Annotated in this window: 19 protein-coding genes; 3 read left to right on the top strand and 16 right to left on the bottom strand. The window is 48.5% G+C overall.

Going from position 1 to position 24,496, the window contains the following annotated elements:
• Positions 1–166: 166 nt before the first annotated feature.
• Positions 167–1,309, top strand: coding sequence for an OmpA family protein (locus M1B78_RS01110; RefSeq protein ID WP_016272321.1), 1,143 nt, complete (start codon positions 167–169; stop codon positions 1,307–1,309).
• 126 nt (positions 1,310–1,435) lie between these two features.
• A complete protein-coding gene (locus M1B78_RS01115; protein ID WP_257939661.1) occupies positions 1,436–2,659 on the top strand; it encodes an NAD(P)/FAD-dependent oxidoreductase in 1,224 nt (407 codons plus the stop codon).
• A gap of 124 nt (positions 2,660–2,783) precedes the next feature.
• Here the strand turns inward: M1B78_RS01115 and M1B78_RS01120 are convergent, their stop codons facing one another.
• The 6 genes from M1B78_RS01120 to M1B78_RS01145 all read right to left on the bottom strand — a co-directional run bounded on the left by M1B78_RS01120 (position 2,784) and on the right by M1B78_RS01145 (position 5,466).
• A complete protein-coding gene (locus M1B78_RS01120) occupies positions 2,784–2,990 on the bottom strand; it encodes a hypothetical protein (RefSeq protein ID WP_016272319.1) in 207 nt (68 codons plus the stop codon).
• Between the two features lie 53 nt (positions 2,991–3,043).
• Positions 3,044–3,334: a YtxH domain-containing protein gene (locus M1B78_RS01125; RefSeq protein WP_176469385.1), complete on the bottom strand. Its 291-nt coding sequence runs from the start codon at positions 3,332–3,334 to the stop codon at positions 3,044–3,046.
• Positions 3,335–3,584: 250 nt separating this feature from the next.
• Complete coding sequence (locus M1B78_RS01130; protein WP_136009208.1) at positions 3,585–4,517, bottom strand: manganese catalase family protein; 933 nt, start codon at positions 4,515–4,517, stop codon at positions 3,585–3,587.
• 31 nt (positions 4,518–4,548) lie between these two features.
• Complete coding sequence (locus M1B78_RS01135) at positions 4,549–4,845, bottom strand: hypothetical protein (protein ID WP_035457538.1); 297 nt, start codon at positions 4,843–4,845, stop codon at positions 4,549–4,551.
• Positions 4,846–4,881: 36 nt separating this feature from the next.
• Positions 4,882–5,178 carry a YtxH domain-containing protein gene (locus M1B78_RS01140; RefSeq protein WP_016272315.1) on the bottom strand — a complete coding sequence of 99 codons (297 nt, stop codon included), beginning with the start codon at positions 5,176–5,178 and terminating at the stop codon, positions 4,882–4,884.
• Positions 5,179–5,208: 30 nt separating this feature from the next.
• The gene (locus M1B78_RS01145; RefSeq protein WP_136009207.1) at positions 5,209–5,466 is read right to left on the bottom strand and encodes a GlsB/YeaQ/YmgE family stress response membrane protein; all 258 of its coding nucleotides are present in this window, start codon (positions 5,464–5,466) and stop codon (positions 5,209–5,211) included.
• 540 nt (positions 5,467–6,006) lie between these two features.
• On the opposite strand from M1B78_RS01145, the gene M1B78_RS01150 reads away from it, so the two are divergent.
• Positions 6,007–6,522: an outer membrane protein gene (locus M1B78_RS01150; RefSeq protein ID WP_136009206.1), complete on the top strand. Its 516-nt coding sequence runs from the start codon at positions 6,007–6,009 to the stop codon at positions 6,520–6,522.
• Positions 6,523–6,675: 153 nt separating this feature from the next.
• Here the strand turns inward: M1B78_RS01150 and M1B78_RS01155 are convergent, their stop codons facing one another.
• From M1B78_RS01155 to M1B78_RS01200, 10 genes are all read right to left on the bottom strand, one after another.
• Entirely contained in the window at positions 6,676–8,232 is a 1,557-nt protein-coding gene (locus M1B78_RS01155) for a right-handed parallel beta-helix repeat-containing protein (RefSeq protein WP_257939662.1), read from the bottom strand.
• Positions 8,233–8,262: 30 nt separating this feature from the next.
• Positions 8,263–9,234, bottom strand: a complete 972-nt coding sequence (locus M1B78_RS01160) for a phosphodiester glycosidase family protein (RefSeq protein ID WP_257939663.1) — start codon at positions 9,232–9,234, stop codon at positions 8,263–8,265.
• Between the two features lie 27 nt (positions 9,235–9,261).
• The gene (bglX, locus tag M1B78_RS01165; protein WP_257939664.1) at positions 9,262–11,538 is read right to left on the bottom strand and encodes a beta-glucosidase BglX; all 2,277 of its coding nucleotides are present in this window, start codon (positions 11,536–11,538) and stop codon (positions 9,262–9,264) included.
• 12 nt (positions 11,539–11,550) lie between these two features.
• The gene (locus M1B78_RS01170; protein ID WP_257939665.1) at positions 11,551–13,767 is read right to left on the bottom strand and encodes an alpha-galactosidase; all 2,217 of its coding nucleotides are present in this window, start codon (positions 13,765–13,767) and stop codon (positions 11,551–11,553) included.
• A gap of 77 nt (positions 13,768–13,844) precedes the next feature.
• Positions 13,845–14,534 carry an SGNH/GDSL hydrolase family protein gene (locus M1B78_RS01175; protein WP_257939666.1) on the bottom strand — a complete coding sequence of 230 codons (690 nt, stop codon included), beginning with the start codon at positions 14,532–14,534 and terminating at the stop codon, positions 13,845–13,847.
• Between the two features lie 18 nt (positions 14,535–14,552).
• Positions 14,553–15,917: an MGH1-like glycoside hydrolase domain-containing protein gene (locus M1B78_RS01180; protein WP_195668458.1), complete on the bottom strand. Its 1,365-nt coding sequence runs from the start codon at positions 15,915–15,917 to the stop codon at positions 14,553–14,555.
• Positions 15,918–15,942: 25 nt separating this feature from the next.
• A complete protein-coding gene (locus tag M1B78_RS01185) occupies positions 15,943–17,067 on the bottom strand; it encodes a glycerophosphodiester phosphodiesterase family protein (RefSeq protein ID WP_257939667.1) in 1,125 nt (374 codons plus the stop codon).
• A 38-nt stretch (positions 17,068–17,105) separates the two neighbouring features.
• Positions 17,106–18,971 (bottom strand): glycoside hydrolase family 127 protein, encoded by a 1,866-nt coding sequence (locus M1B78_RS01190; RefSeq protein WP_257939668.1) that lies wholly within the window; start codon positions 18,969–18,971, stop codon positions 17,106–17,108.
• Positions 18,972–19,339: 368 nt separating this feature from the next.
• Positions 19,340–20,845, bottom strand: coding sequence for a RagB/SusD family nutrient uptake outer membrane protein (locus tag M1B78_RS01195; protein ID WP_057089108.1), 1,506 nt, complete (start codon positions 20,843–20,845; stop codon positions 19,340–19,342).
• 20 nt (positions 20,846–20,865) lie between these two features.
• Positions 20,866–24,090, bottom strand: a complete 3,225-nt coding sequence (locus tag M1B78_RS01200) for a SusC/RagA family TonB-linked outer membrane protein (protein WP_257939669.1) — start codon at positions 24,088–24,090, stop codon at positions 20,866–20,868.
• Positions 24,091–24,496: the final 406 nt, after the last annotated feature.

Here is a 24,496-nt window from a genome sequence, read left to right on the forward strand (position 1 = left end):
TAAATTCATTTCAGTCGCTCGAACTATCTTTTTTGACGAACTGTTTTTTAGATGACATCGAGCAACAAAGTTATTTATCACTTTGTGTACAATCACAACTACACAAATGACAATATACCGCGTGTGACATATATTTTATTGTATTACCATTAATTTATTTTTAATTATGAAAAAATCTATCTTTGTTTTAGCACTCAGCATGGGAACCCTTGCCATGCACGCGCAAAATGACCGTACAGCCCTTGAAGGCACACGCCCTGGCGATAACTGGTCCATTGAACTGAAAACCGGTGCCGTAACACCTCTTACCCACAGTGCCTTCTTTAAAAATGCCCGACCGGCCTTCGGATTCGGGATAGGCAAACAACTTACTCCCATCTTCGGCCTGGGCATTCAAGGCATGGGATATGTAAACACCTCGGCCAGCAAAACCGCTTTCGATGCCTCCGAAGTAAGCTTGCTCGGAAAAGTCAATCTAATGAATCTTTTTGGAGGATACACCGGAGAACCACGCGTCTTCGAGATCGAAACAGTGTCGGGCATCGGCTGGCTGCATTACTACCAGAATGGCCCTGGTGATACGAACTCCTGGTCCACACGCCTCGGCCTGAACCTGAACTTCAATCTGGGTGAAGAGAAAGCATGGACACTGGGCATCAAACCGGCCATCGTATATGACATGCAGGGAGACTTCAGCAGAGCCAAAAGCCGTTTCAACGCCAACAACGCCAGCTTCGAACTGACCGCCGGACTGACTTACCACTTCATGAGCAGCAACGGCAGACACCATTTTACCAATGCACGCCCCTATGACGCCATGGAAGTAGCCGAACTGAATGATGCAGTCAACGGCCTGCGGTCACAATTGAATGACAAGGACATGCAGCTGGACAATGCCATGCAGCAAGCAAGCAACCTGCAAAAAGAGCTGGCCGACTGCAGAAGCCAAGCCGCCAACGTGGAAACCGTGGTGAAGAACAACCGCATTCCGGAATCCATCGTTACCTTCAGACAAGGAAAGTCGGCAGTCGACGCCTCTCAATTACCTAACGTAGAGCGCGTGGCCACTTACATGAAGAAACATCCTGAAGCCAAAGTCATCATCAAAGGGTATGCTTCTCCCGAAGGCAACCTTGCCTTCAACGAGAAACTGGCGAAAGCACGTGCCGAAGCCGTGAAGAACATACTTGTAAGAAAATACAAGATCGATGACACCCGCATTGCCTCCGAAGGCCAGGGAATCGGCGACATGTTCTCCGAACCGGACTGGAACCGCGTCAGCATCTGTACCATCGAAGAAGGCAAATAACCTCCTTTTGCAAACGGATGCCCGATTCCGAACGAGATAAATGACTTTTCTTAATCCCCCTCATTTTCTTTCCGCTTTTAGCGATAGAAAGAAAGTGAGGGGGAAATTAATAAAACAGATTACATTATGGACTTACACTCAGGATTACCCTATTGGATTATCAGAAATTCCTTATTAGACTATTTCCACCCATTGGAGGAAGATTTTTCAACAGATGTGGCCGTCATAGGTTCCGGCATAACAGGAGCCTTGATGGCACACGAATTGTGTCGTGCCGGAATAGAATGCTGCGTGATTGACAAGCGCAGCATCGCAACCGGAAGCTCCGCAGCCAGTACCGCTTTGCTACAATATGAAATAGACGTTCCACTTTGCCGGATGGCAGCAATGATTGGCGAAAAAAATGCTGTAACAGCTTACCGGGCATGCCTGCAATCCATCACCGACATCAAAAAAGTATTGGAAGAAACGGGCGTCAGTGCCGGCTACGAGCAACTTCCCAGCCTCTTTTACGCCAGTAGCCCGGCAGACAACAAGCTACTGAAGCAAGAATATGAAATACGGGAAAAGCATAAGCTACCGGTCAGTCTGCTCAAGAAAAAAGAGGTCAGAGAACAATATCACGTGGAAGTATCCGGTAATGCCCTTGTAAACGAAGCTTCCGCACAGATGGATGCCTACAGAGCCGCAACCGGACTGCTGGCTCACAATATGAAGGAAAACGGACTGAATGTCTTCACCCATACCGATATCAAGGAGTACAAGGAAACGCCTGACGGCTGCATCATGACAACAGACAAAGGACATAAAATCAGATGCGGATATATAATCGTAGCCGCCGGATTTGAAGCCGGGCAATTTCTTCCGCAGGAAATCATGGAACTGACTTCTACCTATGCACTCATATCACATCCGGTAGCTCCGGAACACCTATGGCCGACACATTGCCTGATTTGGGAAACGGCCGACCCGTATCTATATATCCGCACCACCGACGGAAACCGGATTATCATAGGTGGCGAAGATGAAAAGTTCAGTGCTCCGCAGCGCCGTGATTCGCTACTCAGAAAGAAAACCCGTATCCTGGAGAAAAAATTCAGAAAACTATTACCTGACATACCTTTCAAAACGGAAATGGCATGGTGCGGCACATTCAGTACTACCAAAGACGGATTGCCCTTCATCGGCAACTGGCCCGGCAAAGAGCGACTGTTCTTCGACCTGGGATATGGTGGAAACGGAATCACTTTCAGCATGATCGGAGCACAAATAATCTGCAATCAGCTGCAAGGCATCAAGGATGAACGCAGCCGGGTCTTCGGTTACGAAAGAATCGGGAAATACTGGTAAGGGCACACCTCAGTGCCCGTTCTCCCATACAAATATCCCAAAACAAAAACGAATCGGCCACTACTGCCAACCAACGCATTTTTGTTTTGGGATATTCCAGTCAACATAAACGGCTATACAGCCATCAATACCTTTCGAAGCCAACGCCCAGCCACTGTGGCATACGGGGTTTGCCGTAAAAGTAATAGAACAGCAGTCCCACCCAACTGGTGAGAAGCACCAGGACAATGGCTATCAGCTTTCTTTCTGCCGGCGCATGAATACGCCATATTTCGAGAGCTGCTCTGATAGTCAGTACCAATCCTACAATCCATATTACAAATCCAACCATAATATACTTATATACAAAAAATTACTACCGACATAACAATACATTCCAAAGAATCAGTCAAGCTTCTTCTCAACTTCCTTTTTCACGTCATTATATCCTTCCTTTATCTCCTTCTTGGCCTTTTCAGCACCTTGTCTGACATCTTTCTTCGCATCTTTCCACGCGTCCTTTACAGCATCGGCACCATCCTGAACTTTATCAGACACCTTGTCAGCTGCATTATTGACATCACTTTTAACTTTTTCTACTTGATATTCCACTTTTTTCTGCTCTTTCTTGTCACGACAAGACGTGAAAGACACTACCAGTGTCAATACCAAAATTGCAAACAATAACTTTTTCATACTCATCAAAATTTAATTATTTTAAGACTGTCCGGGAACTACATTCCCGGACAGTCTGTACAAACTTTAAGGTTTCAAACTCTTACTTCTTCTCTGCCTTTTTGCATGAAGTTGAAGACTTACACTCTTTGGCCTGAACACTCTTCTTCGTGTTCTTTACCTCTTCCTGTTTCTTTTCATTTTTCTTGTTCATAATTAAATGGTTTATGGTTAATAATCACAGCGGTTATAAACCGATGTTTCTTTCAATTCACTGATATTTGCACCAAGATGCCTTCTCCTCCGGAGTAGCCGACAGAACCTGCCCACTACGCTCTTTAGACAAATGTGCTTCTTTCTTGGCAATATTCTTTTCCGAACGGTCCGTGCCTTCCGGTTTTCTGTCCAGCAATCCGTTGGTACTCCTCACTTCTTCAAGCGGCTTTTCTATATATTGCCACTGCTCTTTCAGTTGCGTACTCTCGCCCTCATTCCAAGGTCCGCGGGCGTCTTCTCCTTTCGACAAATCGAAATACAGGTTGCTATATCTGGGGGAGGTTTGAAATACTCCCGGTGGGAAATTGGGCTGGATTGTTGCCAAAGCCGCCTCAAACTGCTGGTAGTGCGTCACCTCACGGGCCATAAGGAATCCGAGCGTTTCCTTTACCAAAGGATCGTCTGTCAGCTGAAGAAGGTTTTCGTAACCTATCTTAGCACGAGCCTCTCCTGCCATATTGGAACGCAAATCCACTGTAAGTTCGGCTGTAGCAGATACGTAAGTAGCACACCAGGGGTTTCCGTTACTATCTGTCAAAGCCGGACTGCCGGGAGCACCTACCAGGAACTGCGGATTGGTGAATGCTTGATGAATTAACTCTTCTTTGGCTGATTTACCACTCATCATTGTATGAAGCGGCGTATCTTCAAGAGCATCCTTCATTTCTCCGTTTACCTTTCCCAGAAGCATCTGGATAGTGGCTCCCACAATTTCCAGATGGCCGAATTCTTCAGTAGCGATATCCATCAGCATGTCATACTTATCCGGAAATGGATTATGGCAACTGAAAGCCTGCACGAAATACTGCAAAGCAGATTTCAATTCTCCGTTCGCTCCACCGAATGCCTCGAGCATTACACGTGCAAAACGTGGATCGGGTCTTGATACCCGGGCATTGAACTGCAAATCTTTTACATGATAAAACATAATCTTTTCAATTTGGAGTTAAAATTTAGGTTCATTCGGGTGTGCTTTCCGCACACCCGCCGAGCTTGTACAACTCAAACTCATACTTCCTTATGTAAGGACAATCCGCATCACATAGCTTCTTCCGCTTCAGACTGCTTCCGATAGACGGCATGCATCTGTTGCCAAACAGCCTGCTGCAACATAGCCGATATGCTTCGAGGGCTTTCTTTTTTTCCTCGCTACATCCTTTGAGGTATGCTAACCGGGATATCCGATACAGTTTTTCATAACTTCTCTTCCTACCGTCAGCGTACAACTGATATTTCAGACTTTCTTCCCATTTCATAAGCGTATGAGTAGTCTACAAGTTACTTGTTCAGGTTCATTTCTTTACCTCGGAAGCCATTGTATGCACTTTGCCTTTAAATTCATCCGCTTTCCCGGCAAATTCGGAAGCTTTGTCAGCCACCTTGTCCACTACGGCTTTTCCGGTATCCGCCACTTTTTCCCCGGCTTCATCCAGCATGTCCTCTGCCTGACCGGTTATCTTATGAAAGGCGTCACATACTTTTTCCTTCAACTTCTTGGCTTTCGAAGTGCGTGAGAAACGATAAGCAAGAGCACCGATGACCGAACCTACTCCCAGGCCGATCCATAAACTAGAATTTCTATTTTCCATAATTAAGTTGGTTTTAAATGGTTAAAACAATTAAATTTCAATTCTTTTTCTGTTATTAAACAACGAAACAATCCACAGCAATACAACAGCTCCTACAGTTGAAGTTATCAAGCTACCCAGCAGGCCCGTCGTTGCTATTCCCAGCAAACCGAACACCCACCCGCCTAAAACGCCACCAACGACGCCCACTAACAGATTGACAAGGAGACCGAAACCACCGCCTCGCATTAGTTTACCGGCAATGAATCCGGCAACAATTCCAATAATAATGTACCACAGAAAATACATAGGCTGATTTTTTTAAGTTACACATTCAATTTTGAGATTTACATGTAAATATGAATAGATATATCATTCCTTGACTTCAAATAGAAAGAAAAAACCTTCAGTCCTTCATATTGCTATCATTTTACCTGTCTGCAGTTACTTGAAAACAAACATGCTATTGCTCCAATAACAGAACTGATTATTAATCTGACGCGCAAATCAAAACTTAGACTTTTCATGACTATCGATTTTAATAACAAACAAACTTAACATCTTATATTTATTAAGCAACTATTCTTAAATCAGTTGGATGTAACCGATTTTATCCTTCGTTATGTACTGAAGAAACACAGCATTCAAAAAAATAGTTCGAGACATAAACATGAAATTAACATCATTTTCTTGCTTTATAAAAAAATGAAAAAGAAGTCATACTTCATATCGACATTTTTCATATATGTAATAATATACAGCAAACAAATGCAGGCAGCATTTGTTGTTTACATAAAAAGAGAACTGTTCTCTTTAAAAGAAACATTTTATTAACTAAATGCCTTAATTATGAAAAAATTATTTTTACTGGCCATGATTGCATTGGCATCAATGGGTATGAAGGCCCAGACAGTGAAAGGTGAAAGCTCTTTGATGGGCAATGTCGGTTATCAAACCAACTACGAAAGGTTTGGTCTGGGAGTACAAGGACGCTATGCAATAGCGAATAATCTTCGGATTGCTCCGGATGTGACGTTCTACTTTCCTAAAGACAAAGTTACCGGACTGGATGTAAGCGTGAATTTCCATTATGTCTTCAACTTCAAAGAAGACGGCCAAGGATTTTCGGTCTATCCTCTTGCAGGTATCGGTATGCAGAACAACTTTTATGGCAAAAAGAGTATTGAAATAGACGGGAAAGAAATGGAAATGGACCGGAGCAACTCTACTAAATTCGCTTTCAACTTGGGAGGAGGCATCACATTACCCATCTCCGAACGCAGTTATCTGAATGCAGAAGCCAGGTTTATGTTTGCCAAAGATGACAATGTGGCAATCATGTTGGGATATGGATACAAATTCTAAAAAGCCTGCACGCTGATAATCTAATTGTTCTTCAAACAATAAACACCTTTATCAGACATTTACAGTGTCATTTTACTTAACGGTAAAATGACACTGTATCTTAAGTAACACATCGCCCACGCTCTATATTACCTGCTCTTCTATTATACAAATTCAATGCAGAATGACAGAATCTTGATTTACCCCATAATCTTCCGGTTTATAGTATCTGTCTTTGGAAGGAGTCGCAAAAAAACAACCATTTCCCAACACATCACAAATAGTAGGATACACTCTTCCTCGAGACATTCTCAACAGTAAGATACAATACTCATCCTTAACAACATACCCCAGTTGGAAGGAAGTTCCATCCGGACTTCTGAGCATCCTGCTATGTATTTCGGGCTTCTCTCCAGTAAAGAGCAAATCCAATTCTACCATACCATCTTTTGCCAAATCCAATTTTAACAAATTACGATACGGAGAAACAAACACTGCTCCCAAAACGTACCACTGCAAGCTATCCACTGCCTGCAAACCACTTGTTGCCTGCTCCGGTGCAGACAGTACATCATATCTTTTCCCCCTTATACGTTGCATCAGGGAAAAATCGAAAGGACTTAACAAGTGAGAATTCCTCATAGCACAATTCACAAACGAAAAATTCCCCTCCACATCATTCTTTATAGCCTCAGGGCTGACATCAAAGATTTTATAACCCTGTTTTGCCACTTCGATGATGCAGTTCGACATCTTCGCCTGAAACGGAGCCGCCGCCTTATGGTCCCGATAGAGGAAAGAAGTCCCGAAATCCGGCAAATAGGAATAGAAGATGTTCTTGTCCAGTACCAACGTAGGGTTCCTATCCGCCGCAACCACAATGCCACGGTCTACCGTATCATAATACACCTCGTTGAAAATGAAAAAGCCATCTGCTTCCACACGTATCCCTTCCGTAGAGCGGAAACCTTTCAACCCCAAGTCCAGACCGCCAGTGGTGTGCATGGAGAGAATATGCAGGTTATTCAAAATATGTCCCGCCGACTTTGTCACGAGTCCATACTTCGTGCTATATATGAAAGTATTGGAAATCTTACAGTCACAGCAAGCTTGGTCTATATAGATACCATATACCTCTTCGTTGGACGAAATGCCTTGTATCGTCACATTGTCTATTTTGGTATCACTGCTTCCCGTTCCTCTGAAGTCGTCGGTAACGCTGATGCGGATATGTGTGTTGCGCCCCTTAAACAAACTGATACTTTTCAGGGAAACCAGCTGTTTCAATCCGTTGACCATGATTCCGTTCTCCACATTATAGCAGTCGAACATCCCACCCTCGATATAAGAGAAGCGCCGGTGAGTAACGTCGGGCGTTGTCATCTCCGAATAACCCACTTTCAACAATGCTTCCATCGGCAAATCGGTCTTTATCAATGCATTCTTGTCAAAAACAATATTTACATTCTTCGTATAGTCGTAGGGCAAGACGATAGGTTCCGACAGGTTATAGGTACCGACAGGAAAATACAACGTCTTCCCGTAGCTCCTCACGACAAGCTCATTCAGTTCAGAGCCTATCACAGAACCGTCGTTCCGGACACCATGCCTAATGACAGAAACGATGTCATTGCCTCGCTCCACACGCTTCTCCGCCCAAAGTGGCTGGAAAAAGCAAAAACATACAAAGAAGCTACAAAGAATAATCCAGCTACATTTCTTTTCTTTCATTGTCTTGTTCTTCAAATATTACTAAAGTACTTATTTTCGCATCACCAGAAAATGGGTAGAGACTTTCCGCTCTCCACGATGGTCAAAGATTCCGTTATCAGTAGGATAATTCACGACATTCGTAACATTGTCCCCTTTTCCTATGACATACATAGTCGTGGAACCTCCGCCATCCATATTCAGTGCATATTGCGGAGAGAAGTATTTCACGATAAAGCCGGTCAGTTCCTTTGCGTTCATGCCTTCTGCCTGACCGGACCGGCGTCCGTCGACGGTAATGAGCAGCAAATCTCGGTCTTCCGTCAAGGCAATGGCAGTACGGGGATGTCTGACTCCCTGATGGCGGTTCTTGTCTTCATAATCCAGTCCGTTCAGTTGTTCCGGCGTATATGCGGCATCCACAAAAGAGACGCCGCAAGGCACGTAATTATCAACCAGCATCGGGGCACTGGCTATGAGATTCCGATGTGTATCCGCCTTATAGCATGCAATGGCATCCACCCCGTCTTTACCGGCAAACCATATTCCGATGTCCTCATTGTTGCTCCAACAGACAGCACCCTCATGCTTCCAGAAGCGGAGATGGTCGGGCGCCAATGCCACTTCCGAAAACACGGTATTTTCCGCCTTCAAGTAGATGGCTTCCTGCTCATACCCTGCATTCATTCCAGCTATAGCTCCGGCGGACTTGGCAAGTTCGGACAACGTAGAACACTCCGGAACATACCGCAAGGCAAGCGTATAGTCAGGATTTGTCAAATCAAGTTCCAATACATTCACGATCTGACTGGCATCCGAAACTTCATCTTTTGCTGCAAAATTATAGTAAATGATTCCGTTGGCAATCGTGTCCGTTGTCCAGTTTGTCTTATCAAGCAACGTAGGCACCTTGACAACCGGATTGCCCAATAATGTCTTTTCTCTATTTCCAGTAACAGAACAACTGCTGCATAGCATAGCCACTGACAACAGCAACGTAATGAAAAAAGTTATCATCTTCATATAAACATAATCTTCAAATTAAAGAACTTATTCTGCTTTGAACACCTTCGTCTGGACATCACGGCTGTTAGGACCGACCATCACTTGAAACTCACCCGGATCATACCCGTATTGCAAGTCCGAATGGTAGTATTTCAAGTCCTCTTCTGTCAACGTGAACACCACTTCCCGCTTTTCCCCTTTCTTCAAGAAGATGCGCCGAAAAGCTTTCAGTTCCTTGACGGGACGTGCCACCTCAGCCATCACATCACGCAGATAGAGCTGTACGATTTCCGTACCGTCACAAGTACCGGAATTGGTGACCTCCACGGAAACCGCCAACTCCCCGTTCTTGGGAAGACATTCCGAACCAAGCCGCATATCACCGTACTCAAAAGCCGTATAGCTCAGCCCGAACCCGAAAGGATAAAGCGGCTCATTATTTTGGTCAATATAGTTACTCTGGTAGCGGTTGAACACCCCATCTTGCGGATCGGGGCGACTGGCACTCAAATGATTATAGTATAACGGCATCTGTCCTACGGCACGTGGGAAACTGGTAGTGAGCTTTCCGGCAGGCACGGCGTGCCCAAACAATACGTCGGCTATGGCATCGCCCGCCTCACTGCCCGCAAACCATACATTCAGTATAGCAGGAACATGTGCCGTTTCCCAATTAAGCACCAACGGACGTCCCGTAAACAATAACAGCACCACCGGCTTTCCCGTCTTCACCAGTTCTTTCAGCAACGCTTGCTGCGCATCCGGCAGTTCCAGTTCCGTACGTGAGGCCGATTCACCCGACATATCCGCACACTCACCCAAAGCGGCAACAATCACATCCGCACGGGCAGCCACCTGCAACGCCTCCCGAAGTAATTTCCCATTGTCTCCACGCTCCAAAGGACGGAAGCCGACGGCGCCTTTCTCCATTTCCTCCTCGTAATAGATATTGCTGCCTTTGGCATGAAAGACTTCGCCCCTGCCCTTCATCGCGTCGCGCATCCCATCGAGCAGGGAACGGTGGTCGGAAGGAACACAAGTCAGACTCCACATGCCGCACATATTGTTGCGGGCATCGGCCATAGGTCCTATCAGCGCTATCTTCTTATCCATAGAAAGAGGCAGCAGACTTCCCTCGTTCTTCATCAGCACGAAGGTTTCACGTGCCACCTCACGCGCTTCTTTGCGGTGCTCGGGCGTAAAGATTTCCTTCTCCGCACGTACCGTGTCGCAGTATTTGTAGGGGTCGTCAAAAAGTCCCATTCTATACTTAGTCTCAAGCACCCTACGGCAGGCACGGTCAATATCAGCTTCAGAAATGAGTCCTTCCTCCAATGCCGACTCCAAAGTATCCAGAAAACCGGCGGTGACCATATCCATGTCCGTTCCCGCCTTCAAAGCAAGCACGGAAGCCTCTTTCTTGTCGGCCACGCCGTAAGTTTTCATCTCTCCGATGGAATAATAATCGGTAACTACCATGCCGCCAAATCCCCACTCGTTACGAAGAAGATTGGTCAGCAGCCACTTATTGGCAGTGGCAGGAATGCCATCCACAAGGTTGAACGCGCTCATCACGCTCCCCACACCCGCCTCAACGGCTGCTTTATAGGGAGCCAGATAATTGTTGTACATGCTCAATCTGCTCATGTCCACCGTATTATAATCACGTCCCGCCTCGGAAGCACCATACAGTGCAAAATGCTTGACACAGGCCAGTATTTCATTATTAGCCTTCATAGCATCACCCTGATAGCCATGTACGTATGCCCTCGCCATCAAAGCGCCCAAGTAAGGGTCTTCTCCGTTCCCCTCGGCAATGCGTCCCCAACGGGCATCGCGGCAGATATCCACCATCGGACTGAAATTCCAGCAGATTCCATCGGCACTGGCCTCAGTAGCCGCTACGCGTGTCATCCGTCGGATGGCGACAGTGTCCCAGCTACACGACATGGCAAGCGGTATGGGGAATATTGTCTCATAACCGTGTATGACATCCGCTCCTACAATCAAGGGAATCTTCAAACGGGTTTCCTCCACGGCAATACGTTGCATCTCTCTGATTTTCCGTACTCCCTTCACATTGAAGAAGCCCGTGATTTCCTGCTTCCGTATCATTTCCGTGAGTTCGCCGTTCATCACCGTACCAGTCACTAAATCGCCTCCCGAGGGCAGGTTCAACTGGCCCAGTTTCTCCCGTACAGTCATCCGGTCCATCAGGCCGGTCACAAAACCGTCCATCTCCGTGCTATCCTTTCCCACAAACGAAGAACAAGCCTGCAGGAAGCATGCAAGCAGTACAACTGCAAAATATCCAACTTTCATATTTCTAATATTTTAATGGTTCACCTCTTCCAGATACAATATCCGACTGGCATAATCACTCATTTTATCTGCATCCACCCTATGTTCTCCGGGAATCTCCAGTCCGTGGCTCATCAGGAAAGAGCCACTCAGTACCTTTCCTTCAAAGGAGAGAGGGACATTGTCAATGCGGTTCAGCTCACGAATACGGTATTGTTTCCCCGCATCCAATCCCGCCATCCTGACACGCGGCAACTGCTGGTTGACAAACTGTTCTAGCTTCCACCAATAGAAGACGGCTTTCGACTTATCTTCGCTGGCATACAACAGTGAGGCTACCCCCTGTCTGTCATACGGTGACACCAGCCGATAAAGTTCACCGAACTGCACCACCGGACGAATCTCTTTGTAAGCAGCAATCGCCTCACGGCAAAGATTCTTCTCTTTATCCGTCATATTCCGGGGTTGTATCTCCATACCGAGCCTTCCGCTCATTGCCACATCAATGCGATATTTCAAGGGCAAGCTGCGATGCGTCTGATGGTTGGGCGCAGCGCTGATATGCGATCCCATAGCGATAGCAGGAAAGAAATAGGACGTTCCCCACTGGATATAAACGCGTTGCAAGGCATCTGTATTATCGCTGGTCCAGAATTCATCAAAATAGGGCAAATAGCCGTAATTGACACGACCGCCTCCACTGGCACACGCCTGAATCGTCACATCAGGATATTTTCTACGGATGCGTCGGCACACATCCTCAAATCCCTGATGATAAAGAATACTCAGATGGCTTTGCTCGTCCTTGTCCAAATGGACAGAACCGTGGTTCAGCACCGGCATATTGGCATCCCACTTGATATATTCTATTTCCGGATAACGGGCCAGCAAGGTATCCACCGTATAAAAAATGAAATCCCGCACCTGGGGGTTGGTAAGGTCAAGCACCGCCTGCGTGCCACCGCGCGCCGTAATGAAGTCTTGTCCGGGGACTTTCATCACCCAGTCGGGATGCTTCTCGTATAGTTCGCTGCGTGTGTTAATCATTTCGGGTTCAATCCAGATGCCGAAACCGATATTATGTTTCGCGGCATCACGCAATAGTCCGGCAATGCCGTCAAGCAGTTTCTTCGGGTTCACCACCCAGTCCCCCAGCCCGGCGTTGTCAATATCACGCGGATGCTTGTCGCCAAACCAGCCATCATCCATCACAAAGAGTTCGCCTCCCATCAAGGCTATGTCTGCCATCATCTGCTCCATATCCTTCTGATTAATGTCGAAGTAAACACCTTCCCAACTGTTCAGCAGTATCTTGCGGGGCTTGTCTCCATTGGCCAGTTTATGTTTCCGTCCCCATTTATGGAAATTACGGCTTGCGCCGCCCAATCCCTCTTCTGAGTAGGTGAGCGCCAACGGGGGAGTACGGAATACCTCGCCTTTTTTCAGCCTGAAGGAAGCACCTTCCTCATCCATACCGGCAAAGAAGTGGTGATAATCGCCGTCATCCGTATTGATTTTCAGCCTATAGTCACCGGTATAGCAAAGGGCTGCGCCGATAGTACGCCCTGTGTTTTCCTGTGGTTTCCCGTCCAGCGAAAACATTACTTCGGCATGGGCAGTATGCGAATTGCGTACGCCATCGATATTCTTTATCAGCCTGATGCCGGATTTTAAAGGTTCCTGAAGCAACCTTGCCTCGTTGCCCCACCCACCGTAGAGGCTGGAAAGCCACACATCGCCTCTGCGGAGAGGAAGATAAGACGAAGCAAATTGAAGGAGCGTTACCGGAGTCTTCTCCGAATGGCTGAATTCAGCCCAGGTTTCAATCACATCCACATCGCGATATGCCTTGTAGCAGAGATTGACGTAGAAGGGATAAACACAATCCTTCAGTTTCACAAGGGTGAGCATAGCATCCGGCTCTTGCCTCACTTCCACATCCTGCACATAAAGCCGGGTGGCTATCACCCCATCGGCATGTCTGACACGGAGAGCGGATTCACCGGGCCATCCTATTCCATAAGAAGGATAAGCAACATGATGGCACGTACCTGCCACATTCATCTGCCGCAAATCATCCTCCGATAATCCGGTTCCGTAGTAGAGATACCTTAGTTCGCCTCCTACCGGAGCATCAAGCACCAATGCGAAGGAAGGGGTGGACACAACAATCTGCCCGGCGGCAGCGGGCAGTGCAGCCAACAACAGTCCTGCCAGACAGAGCCACAAAATATTTTTCAAATTTTCCATACCAATAATCTATAAACCAATTCATATCAATCAAGTCCCGAACAATGCGGCTCCCTGGCGTCACATTCAGGGAAGCATCATCGCAAAGTGTCGAATATCGCCTCAGCTATCTTTCGCATGCCTCGGTCGTCGGGGTGGGCAATAATAAACTCCTTGGTCACGGTATAAGGCTTTCCTTCCACATCATGGAGGGTATCGCCCACCTTGGGACGCGAATCATACAGACGGTCTATCCAGTCAATCGGAATAAAGGAAATGCCGTGGGTACGGGCAGCATGAATAATGGCACGCTCCTTCTCGGCATCTTCCCAAAAGCAACCAGTAATGACCACCCTGCCCGCTTTCTGTTTGCAATATTCCACCAGGCGGAGAATGCCCGGACGGAACGCCTGCTTATCCTGCACATTCTCACCCAGACGAATCACGACAAGGTCTTTGCCGCGAACAGCCGAACCTATCAATGAATCAATATCGCACGTCAGATTGCGTTCCCAGTAAGCGATGTTGAGCGGGGTAACCACCGTGCCGGGATGCTCTGCGCAGAGCAGCTTCTGCAACTGGTGGCAATAGTCGTTCTCTTCCTTCGAAGCTGCCATGCCCCACTCCGAGAACCATTCGATATCAGCCTTATATTCGTGCCGTGTAATGGAATTTCCCAGGCAAAGCACTTTGAGGGAAGCGCCGCCTAGTCTAGACTTCTTTTTGTTTCCTCCCGAAACGGGAAGACAGATTACGGCCATGATACAGGCCAGTAACAAATGTTTCATACTCTTGCTTGATAAAAATTAAAATTCATTCACCGTCTCTTTACCGTCCAGCCAGGCAGCCATGTTCAGCACCAGCAAGTTCCAGTTCTGGAAGCCCTTGTTGAGGATGGGCTCGCCGTTGTCGGGCATGTAATATTCGTGCAGCGCACCGAAACGCTCATAGTCGCGTCCCAGCAGCAACACGGTCTTCTCCGCCAACTCCCGGGCATCTTCCGTATAGCCGTAGCGGAGCAGTCCCCGGAAAACAAAGTAGTTGACACATATCCATACCGGTCCTTGCCAGGAAGAAGGATTGCCGCTGGCACGCACGTCGTACATTTTCTCCAATGGAGAAAGAGAACGCACACCTGCCGCCGCATTGAACAAACGGGAATCGCGATATTGCCGTTCCACGATTTCGCGCGCCTGCTCGGGAGTGGCTATTCCTGCCCACAACGCCATGAAGCCGCTCCACACACTAAAACGTTGTATCAGGCAGTCGTAAGTACGGGGTTGCCCGGTGTGGTAATGAAAGCCCGGCGCAGCGGGTTTTTCCACCGGAAGCAGGTTAAGGTCTACACTGTAGTAGAAGCCGTCGCGAGGGTCCCAGCAATGCTTGCGGATATCTTCTTTCAGTTCCTCCGCTTCGCGGGTGAACCGATTTTCCAGATCGGGCATGCGGAGCTGTCTTGCCAGATAAGCCATGGCAAGCAGTTCCCTATACATCAAGGCATTGAGGAAGATGGAGCCCGAGCTTCCGTGAGGACGGTAGAAGGTACTCGGGTCATTGTCCACGCCAATCATTTCATCGTTTTCCCAATAGAGCAATCCGGTGGCCTTGTGGCGATGGTAGTTGAGGTACTTGCCCACAAACGTCTGCAAGTTATAAAATCCCTCACGCAGCCATTCGGCGTCACCGCCCGTCTGCTCCACTACGAAAGCAGCATGCTGCGCCAGGACGGGTTTGTGCATATTGGTCTTCCAAGGATTGATTTTCTGCAGCAACTGCCAGCGCTCTTCCGTATTGTCAAAGATGCAAATGGGAATCCATCCGTCGCCTCCGCCATAGCTGAGGAAGTTGAGAATACAGCCTTTCTCGTAGGCAATCAGTTCCTCACGGTCGTCCCTGGTGCCGTTTTCCACGATGATTTGCCGCAGGGCTATGTCGCTCAGCCACGAATCCCAGTCCCACAACTGGTTGGCATACTGCCCGCTGCCGGGCACGAGGAAGGGATACTTCAACGCACCGACCGGTTGCCGGTACATGCCCTTCATATTCTTATAAATATGCTGCCGGCATATCGCTTTGTATTTTTTCAGGTTGCCGGCATTCCTTTCGGGTAATTGCGCCGTCAATGAAACGCTGACCACAAGCCCGAAGCACAAAAACAGTATCTTCTTCATATATTTCAAAACACTTGTTGATTTTTCATCTTAATCCCTTCTTCTCCAAGGCTGCAATCAACTCGGCAGGCACGTCCGTCTGAATCATCCGCACAGTGGGGAATATGTCAAACAGTTCGTCAAGTTGCCTGTCGTCCAGCGCATATTCGGGTATGGCCTGGTCGAGCACCCACAGCAGGCAGACGGAGGGAACCATGCCCAACTCTACCGAATCGCCCAAAGAGGGGCTTCTGCCTTCGGTGGCATACGATGTCTGCACGAAAAACGTACGCGGCAATCCCTCCAGCAACTTGTGCCCTCCTACCCAAGGATAGATGTTGGCATCCTCCACCACACCGAGCACCTCACGGGTACCCTCTTCCACACCACTGTAGAAGAATACGGCCTCCATCATACCCGTCCGGCACACCACGTCCGCCACTTTCCCGAAGATACCTTGTCCGGTACATTTGTCGATGTCTACATACGCCCGTCCGCGTACGGCGGTCAGATACTCTTCCAATGTGGGCATCTTCTCATCGGTGGGTTTTCCGGCACGGTCTTTCAAGTTGTACTGCAGGATTTCGTCATAGGTCATGTCGGCAATCCGGCCTTGTCCGGTGGTGGTGGCGTCGATGGTCTCGTCGTGACATACCACGAGAACACCATCCTTTGTCTGCCTGACGTCGCACTCCAGAATTTCAGCGCCGGCGGCCACGGCAGCCTCTATCGCACTGAGAGAATTCTCGGGAATGGTCTTGTCCTGCGTATGCGCCCGGTGGGCCATGACCCACACCTTCTTGTACGAGGGGTCTTTGAACTGCTGCATGGCAACGCTGAGCGCCGGCAGGTTGCAGACGTGTATACCGGCAGCCAATGTTCCGGTTGCCGTCTGTGCCTTGATGGTGTAATCACCCTCCTTGGTATAAGCGTGTGTCAGGAGTCCGTTGTTCCTGCCCGTTTCCACAGTTCCGTCTCCGAAATCCACCGTCACCTCCATGTCCGGAGCAACGTTGTCCAGCTTTATCTTTACCACCTCATGCAACATGGCATACTCACTTACCGATATGCGGGGTGTTTGTGTCTCTACTTCCTTTTTCGCTCCCTGGCAAGCCGTCAGAAGAACCAGCAGAAGGCCGATGCACAGATTCATTTTCTTGTTATAGTTCATATTTGATTTCTTTAAAGGAATTTCTACCAGTTTTTCCATCAATATTTCCGGTAAGGTTCCGTCATCATATGCAGGGTTTGCGGAATCCATACCTTGTAGCGGCCTTTCGGAGCCCAGTCGTTGCCCGAAGAGGCGAAGTCGCAGAAGCGTACGGGCCTGGCCGTCTTGTTGGCGGCGTCTTCCAGGTCGGTGCCCAGCACAGCGGGAACTTCCAACGTAATCCAGGCAAATGAACCGGACATATTCTCGTGTACTGCGGCCTGCACCACACCCCGCTCATCGCTCTGGATGACGGCACACTCATCCACATCGCCGTCGTCGAAACGGCTGTCGCGGGCAAATACCAGCGGACCGCGCACCACTGCCTGGTGGTTATGGCTCTCCACAACTTTGGTTTGAAGGTCGAATTCCAATGTCACTTCATCGCCTCGCTTCCATATACGGTCCAGGCAGAGATAACCGCCCAGGTGCAGCACTTCCTGCTCTTGCCCGTTGACAAAGGCCTTCGCCCCGTCTACCTGCGAAGGGATGCGCAAGGAGAGTTTAAAGCGTTCGTCCCTCTGCGGTTCCACTCCGATGCTTACCTTTCCGTTTACGGGATAACCGGTCTCTACTTTCAGGGCCACTGCATTTTTCCTGCCCGTCTTCACCGTAGCTTCCATCGGCACATAGAGATTGAGGAATACACCGTCTTCTTTTGTCGCCACCGCCATTTTCGGAATCAGAGCGAACCCCCGGGGACCATTGGCGTTGCAGCAGTTGATGTGCATGCCGCATTGCTCCTCACCCGGCTGTCTTCGTCCTTCCAACGGACTGTACTTGGAAATCTGTCCTCCGTCGTGTTTCATCGAGGCGAACAAGGCATTGTACATCGTCCGTTCAAACTCCTCGACGTAGAGCGGATTGCCCGTGTCGCGCCACAAACGACGGCAGAACTGCATGTAGGTGAACGTCACGCAAGTCTCCATCGTATGATAAGCCGGCAGAGTCTGCTTGTCCTTGCCTCCATACCAGCACTCGAAGGCTGCACCCGAACCGGCAATGTTTATCTCGTCGCGCCGGATACTCTCGGCCGTACGCTCGGCGGCTTCCTTGTAAAGAGGGTCGTCCAGCACACGCCCCAGTTCTATCAGACCTTCGTAGCAGGACATCATCTCGTAAGCCTTCTGCCCGTTTTCGAACGACCACCACGATGCCGGATAAGCCGAACGTTGCGACACCGGCACATCTTTCAGCGCTTTGGCTATGAGTTGCGAACTGCCCTCCCGCTCGATGCCCGCCACGATGCTTTTGGCAAAGTCGAGGTAGCGTCTCTCACGGGTAATGTCATACAGATAGACCACCGGTTCCAGAATGGAACAACTTGCCATACCAAAGTAATTGCCGGTACGGGCAATGTCGATGTGCTGTTCGTGCAACTGCTTCATCAGGTAATCCACCGAACGCATAGCGGTCTGCAATGCCGCCTTGTCGCCGGTCAGGCGATAGTATGCCACCAAGGCAAGTGCCGAATATTTCCTGCCCCAGATGTCCCAGTTGGTCAGCCGGGCTTCGGGGCTGTAGTTACCTATGTAGCCTTCCGGAGTCTGGGTCTGCATGAAACTCCGCACGCCAGTCTTTATCTGCTCCAGCAACGCAGGGTCCTTGCAATACTCGTAAGACGAAATGGCCCCCAGCAGCCACTTGCCAAAGAATTCGGACTGCCACAGGCTTGTCTCCCCGCGATGACGGAAAGGCTCTACCAGATGCTCCACATCCTGCGATTTCACCCGCTGCTCGATGCAGGTATGAATGCGTCCGCCTACAAAACCGCCAATGCGGATGTCCTCTACCCTGCTCTCCTGCCCCAAAACCGGCAAAGAGCCCCAGGCACACAGTCCTAACAACAATACTCTATAATTCATCGTATATCCATATTTTGATAATATCCATAAAAAACATGCAAGTGCAAACAGTATTTTTTGTCCGAATTTATACACACGCAATCCAGCATTCCACAAACAACTAAGCATCAACCATTTACGTATCATCCTATCTCAGTCGTATACTTAGGGTATCTCAGTCGTATAGTGAGATACCCTAAGTATACGACTGAGGTACCCTCATTATACGACCTTGCCTGAAAACAATCCATCTTGTAATCTTTTTATACCTTATTCCCCAAAAAGACGAAGTGCATAAAAAAAGACAAATCTCCCCCCGCAATCTTTTCCGGAGAACAGAATACGGAAGGAGATTCTTAGTGTTTGCATCCAATCATCATCCTGCTTTATCAATATCCGGGGTTTTGTTCAATCACACCGCCCGACTCGGTAATCACCTTCGGTGGAATGGGGAACAATACCATGTGGTCCTTGGCTGCGGTACATCCGCGATTTCTGGCAAACTCGATGTATTTACCGAAGCGTATCAAGTCCTGACGACGCCAGCCTTCCATAAAGAGCTCGCGCCCTCTTTCCATCAGCAGGAATTCTTTAAACTTCTCCTTGCTGGATTGTATATCTGCCGGAATGGTATGCGTGACGCCCACACGGTCGGTAATCTGTTTCAGATAGCCCAGTGCCTTGTCCGTAGGTCCGTTCAGCTCGTTCTCTATTTCGGCCAGAGAGAGGAGTACGTCCGCATAACGGAAAGCCACGATATGCGTATTGCCATTGGAATACTTCTCGGAGTCGTTACACAGATATTTCACCGGAACAGCCCCCTGCTGGATACGGTCATCACTTGCGCCACCTCCCCCGGGACGGGTATAAAGCGTGCCGTCTGCGCTCTTGTAAGAGTCAAATATCACCTCCAAGCGTGCATCTGCCTTGTCGTACGTATCGTAGAACTCCCACGGCATCAGGTAACCTCCCCAACGGTTTGCACCGGATTTATATTCAAAGTCCTTTCCAAAGGTGATACAGTTGGGCGGGAAAGCATAGAAGAAATATTCATTGCCGGCAAGCTCGCCACTCGGAACAGCCCACACCGTCTCATCGTTCATTTCATTGATAAAGATATCCTTATAATCATCAGACAGTTTGTAGCCCATCGTCTTCATACTCTCGGCATAAGGCAAAGCCTTGTCATACTGATGGTCATTCATATATGCCTTCATCAGCAGCATGGTGGCAAGCCCCTTGTTCACACGCCCCCAATTGCCCGTACCGTTGGTCTTGTCATAGAGGTATGGAAGCGATTCCTGCAAATCGCTCACCATCCGGTTGAAATAGGTCTCTTTCGTGGGACGTGGCGTATAACCGATATTGCTCAATTCTTCCGGTTCGAGTACACAAGATACCGGACCGTACAAGTCATAGAAACAGAACATCAGCCATGCACGCAATGTCTTCGCCTCGGCTATCTTGGTAGCCTTTGCCGCTTCGGGCAGACCACCCACCTTCTCCAGCTGGTCGAGAATGAAGGTGCATCGCGTAATGTTACGGCTAATGGTATAAGTCATGAACGTGTCCCAGGCACCTGCCCAGTTGAAATCGTATAAGCGGTTGCCCTGATGGCGGCATTCGTCCGAAGTAAATTCCGAATAAGCCCACCAGCCATCGCCTGCCGCATAGATAGGCATGGCCCAGCCACCGTTTGAATCGTCCCACATACCGCCTGAATTGGCCTTGAAATTAGCATACATCCCTACCACCAACGCATCAATATCTTCTACCGTTTGCGGAAAGTTTGCATTTGTCAGGCTCGAAAATACTTTTTGGTCCAAGTCGCATGAATGGAGCATCATACCCATGCACAAGGCAACCGCCCAACTGATTATCTTTTTTGTTTTCATCTCTTCTTGGTATTTTTAGTTTAGAAATTAATGTTAACACCCAATACGACTGTAAACGGAATGGGGAACGGTGCAAAGTTGGTTCCCATTTCCGGATCCAGACCATCGTAGTTGGTCAGCATCAGCGTGTTCTGCAAATCCACGAATACAGAAGCATCCGAAGCAATCTTATTTCTCTTCAGGAATTTCTCAGGCAGCATATAGGTCAGCTTGATATCCTTGAAGCGCCAGAAATGTACGTTCTTCAGTGTAAAGTCGTGCATGCCGGTCTTATTGTTTCCGCCCGTCACATCTTGTGCAATACCGGGATACCAGCCGGTAGGATTGTAGGAAGTCCATCTGTCCTTTACGCGTACACTGGTGTTATCGTCGCCGATGCCTCTGAAGTGCCATGCATCGTGTGATTTTCTGCCCAATACACCATACGTGTCAATATCCAGCATCCAGTTTTTGAAGCGCAGGCTGGCACCCAGACCGAAATTGGCCTTCGGATCCCACGTACCCAATTTCACGATGTCATTATCATCCATCACGCCGTCTCCGTTTACGTCCACATACCTCAGATTACCCGGTTTGGCATCCGGCTGGAGCACCTTGCCATTCGAAGTATAGGCTTGCACCTCTTCCAAAGAGTGGAAAATCCCATTGGTTTTCCAGCCGTAAATCGGACTAAGGTCATCTTTTTCCTTCAGCCATGGGCTGATAGCCACTTCCGGATTACGTTCCACCCACTTGGAACGGTTATGCGCCACATTGGCATACGCCGTCAGCGTCCAGTCTTTCTTATCGATGAGGGTACCTTTCAATGACACCTCGATACCTTGGCTTCGGGTAGAACCTACATTCTTGGCAATATTCGTCACCATACCGGTCACGGGAAGCGGAGTGAAATTGAGCAAATCCTTGGCTGTACGCACGTAGTAGTCCACACTACCGGTCAAGCGGTCATCGAAGAAACCGAAGTCGAGTCCGGCATTTATGGTAATGTCCGTTTCCCACTTCAAATCCGGATTACCTTGCTGTTTCTGAATGATACCCTTATGATAAACTCCACCGAAGTAGTAATAGTCACCGTTAATGGCATTGCCATACGTAGTCAGCGAATAAGTACCGCCGGTCAGGATGCTTTCGTTACCGGATGTACCGTAACCGGCTCTCAACTTCAGGAAGCTCAAAGCGTTAAAGTCTTTCATGAATTTCTCCTCAGAGATAATCCATGCAGCGGAAGTACCGGGAAACCATCCCCACTTGTGGTTGTCGGCAAATACGGAAGAGCCGTCGTTACGGAGCGTAACGCCCAGTATATAGCGGTTCTTGAAGGTATAGTTCAAACGGCCGAAGAAAGAGAGCTTGTTGCGCCAGGTCTTCCACGAGCCCAGATTGCTTCTTTCAAGGTCGGCCGTAGAGCCGATGTTGTTATTCTCGTACACATCCGTAGGAAAGTTGTAGCCCATCACGTTGTGCGCCTTGGAAGTGGTGATGTAGTATCCCGTACCCACCACTGCATTCAGGTGATGATTCTTGGCGATGTCCTTGTCGAAAGTCAGGTACTCTTCTATTCCGTAGTTGTCGTTGAACGAATCGGAGAAACCACCGTAGTTCTTTTCTATCTGTGCCGGCAACTTAGCCTTGGATGAGCCGAAAATCTCGCGGTTCTCGTCTGTCTTGTCCACGCTCAACTGCACGTTTGCCTTGAGCCACGGCAGGAATTTCACTTCCAGATTGGGCGAGAACATCAGGCGCTTTGTCACAGTCTGGTTCTTGATGTGGAACCAAACGGCCGGATTAGGCGTCAGCGGAGAGATGGAAGTGGTCGTATTTCCGTTTTCATCGTATAGCGGCATGTTCGACGGGAAGTAAATGGCAGCGTTGGTCTGCACCGCCTCATTGGCATTCGAATGGGTACCCGCATCTCCCGCCGACGGATTGTTTGCCGACAAATGGGAGTACATGCTTGCCACGCTCAGCTTGACGTTCTTATTGAAGTTGGCCTCAAAGTTGAGACGGCCGCTGAAACGTTTCATGTCACTGACCTTCAGAATGGAATTCTGGTCATAGTAGTTGAACGAAGCATAAAGCCTGAACTTCTCCGAACCGGCATTGATAGCCACATTGTGATTATGGATAAGTCCGGTACGCGTAATCTCGTCCACATGGTCGTAAGTCTGCGCATTGCGTATTTCCTCGGCCGTAAATGCCTCTGCCCACCCCGAAGCGGGAGCCGGTTCCGTACCGTAAGGGAAGTAGTTGCCGCGATAGAGGAACTGCTCCATTCTGGAAAGGTTGACGTTGGTCATGTATTCCTGAGCATTGAGTACGTCATAATATTTGCTCAGCCCCTGCACTGAAAAAGAGCCATTGTAAGAGATGCGGGGCTTTCCGGCCTGTCCTTTCTTGGTGGTAATCAGAATCACACCGTTGGCAGCAGACGAACCGTAAATGGCGGCAGCACTGGCATCCTTCATCACATCGATGGAAAGGATGTCATTGGGATTCAACGTAGCGAGCGGACTTCGGTCGGCACCGTCGCGCAAGCTCAGCTGGTTGGGACCTCCGTTGGAAGCCTTGTTTCCAGTGCTGCTTATCACTACCCCGTCAATGACGTAAAGCGGAGAATTCGAACCGTTGGGCGAAAGGTTTCCACGAATGTTCACGCTCATTCCCGCACCGGGCTGTGCAGAGTTTTGCGTAATGGTAAGACCGGCCACCTTGCCTTGCAGCAGATTGTCGGCACTCACCGCATTGGGCGCTTCAAGCTCCTCGGACTTTACGGAAGAGATGGCACCCGTCACCGAGCGCTTTAATTGTGAACCATATCCCACAACCACCACTTCTTCCAGCAACTCGGCATCGTCCTGAAGAACGACGGTATATTCCGACTTCGAGTCTACCGGAAAAGCGTAGGTCTTGAAACCGATAAACGACACCTCTATCACCTGCCCTGCTCCGGCAGAAATCGTAAAGCGTCCGTCTATATCCGTTATCACACCCGACGTAGTGCCTTTCACTATCACGTTGGCACCAATGACCGGTTCACCGGTCTTGTCTTTCACCACTCCGGTCACATTCTTCTTTTGTTGTACCACTTCCGTCCCGTCTGCTGAAGGATTTACGGCTTCTGCGTGTAAGCCCTGAACCGAACCGAATGAGAACAGACCTACCATTCCCACCATCTGGAGAAAACGGCGGCCACGGTATGTTCCGTTCAGGATTGTGCTTACCAAAAGCGTTTCATGCTTTTTCATAATACGAATGTATTTAAGAATTAATTAAAAAAATTCGTTGCAAACTTACCTGCAAAAAAGATTAAAAAAGGATAATTGCTCTTCAAAAAAGGAGAATATCCGCCCATTCATGCGTTTTGAACAGTTTGTTTTCATCCTCCACCACCTTCACCTTTTCCCTCAACCTGCCTATTCACAGGCATTTCCGGTGAAACCGGTTTTACCCTATGCCGCTTTCCCGATGAAACCTCTTTTCTTCGCACTTCCAATTCCCGACAACCCCAAAAACATCTGCAGTTCAATTCTGTTTCACTATAATATAAATATGTATAAATCAACAGATAATCACTGCAAAATTCTGCAATAGTTTTGCAGTAACACTGCAACCATACTTGCAGTAACGCTGCAATAGTTTTGCAGTGACGCT

This window comes from Bacteroides muris (ex Fokt et al. 2023) (assembly GCF_024704895.1).
GTDB lineage: Bacteria > Bacteroidota > Bacteroidia > Bacteroidales > Bacteroidaceae > Bacteroides > Bacteroides muris.

Bases quoted from the DNA above. Each gene is read 5' to 3' on its own strand.
- M1B78_RS01110 (WP_016272321.1), top strand. From the start codon at position 167: ATGAAAAAATCTATCTTTGTTTTAGCACTCAGCATGGGAACCCTTGCC.
- M1B78_RS01115 (WP_257939661.1), top strand. From the start codon at position 1,436: ATGGACTTACACTCAGGATTACCCTATTGGATTATCAGAAATTCCTTA.
- M1B78_RS01120 (WP_016272319.1), bottom strand. From the start codon at position 2,990: ATGGTTGGATTTGTAATATGGATTGTAGGATTGGTACTGACTATCAGA.
- M1B78_RS01125 (WP_176469385.1), bottom strand. From the start codon at position 3,334: ATGAAAAAGTTATTGTTTGCAATTTTGGTATTGACACTGGTAGTGTCT.
- M1B78_RS01130 (WP_136009208.1), bottom strand. From the start codon at position 4,517: ATGTTTTATCATGTAAAAGATTTGCAGTTCAATGCCCGGGTATCAAGA.
- M1B78_RS01135 (WP_035457538.1), bottom strand. From the start codon at position 4,845: ATGAAATGGGAAGAAAGTCTGAAATATCAGTTGTACGCTGACGGTAGG.
- M1B78_RS01140 (WP_016272315.1), bottom strand. From the start codon at position 5,178: ATGGAAAATAGAAATTCTAGTTTATGGATCGGCCTGGGAGTAGGTTCG.
- M1B78_RS01145 (WP_136009207.1), bottom strand. From the start codon at position 5,466: ATGTATTTTCTGTGGTACATTATTATTGGAATTGTTGCCGGATTCATT.
- M1B78_RS01150 (WP_136009206.1), top strand. From the start codon at position 6,007: ATGAAAAAATTATTTTTACTGGCCATGATTGCATTGGCATCAATGGGT.
- M1B78_RS01155 (WP_257939662.1), bottom strand. From the start codon at position 8,232: ATGAAAGAAAAGAAATGTAGCTGGATTATTCTTTGTAGCTTCTTTGTA.
- M1B78_RS01160 (WP_257939663.1), bottom strand. From the start codon at position 9,234: ATGAAGATGATAACTTTTTTCATTACGTTGCTGTTGTCAGTGGCTATG.
- bglX (WP_257939664.1), bottom strand. From the start codon at position 11,538: ATGAAAGTTGGATATTTTGCAGTTGTACTGCTTGCATGCTTCCTGCAG.
- M1B78_RS01170 (WP_257939665.1), bottom strand. From the start codon at position 13,767: ATGGAAAATTTGAAAAATATTTTGTGGCTCTGTCTGGCAGGACTGTTG.
- M1B78_RS01175 (WP_257939666.1), bottom strand. From the start codon at position 14,534: ATGAAACATTTGTTACTGGCCTGTATCATGGCCGTAATCTGTCTTCCC.
- M1B78_RS01180 (WP_195668458.1), bottom strand. From the start codon at position 15,917: ATGAAGAAGATACTGTTTTTGTGCTTCGGGCTTGTGGTCAGCGTTTCA.
- M1B78_RS01185 (WP_257939667.1), bottom strand. From the start codon at position 17,067: ATGAACTATAACAAGAAAATGAATCTGTGCATCGGCCTTCTGCTGGTT.
- M1B78_RS01190 (WP_257939668.1), bottom strand. From the start codon at position 18,971: ATGAATTATAGAGTATTGTTGTTAGGACTGTGTGCCTGGGGCTCTTTG.
- M1B78_RS01195 (WP_057089108.1), bottom strand. From the start codon at position 20,845: ATGAAAACAAAAAAGATAATCAGTTGGGCGGTTGCCTTGTGCATGGGT.
- M1B78_RS01200 (WP_257939669.1), bottom strand. From the start codon at position 24,090: ATGAAAAAGCATGAAACGCTTTTGGTAAGCACAATCCTGAACGGAACA.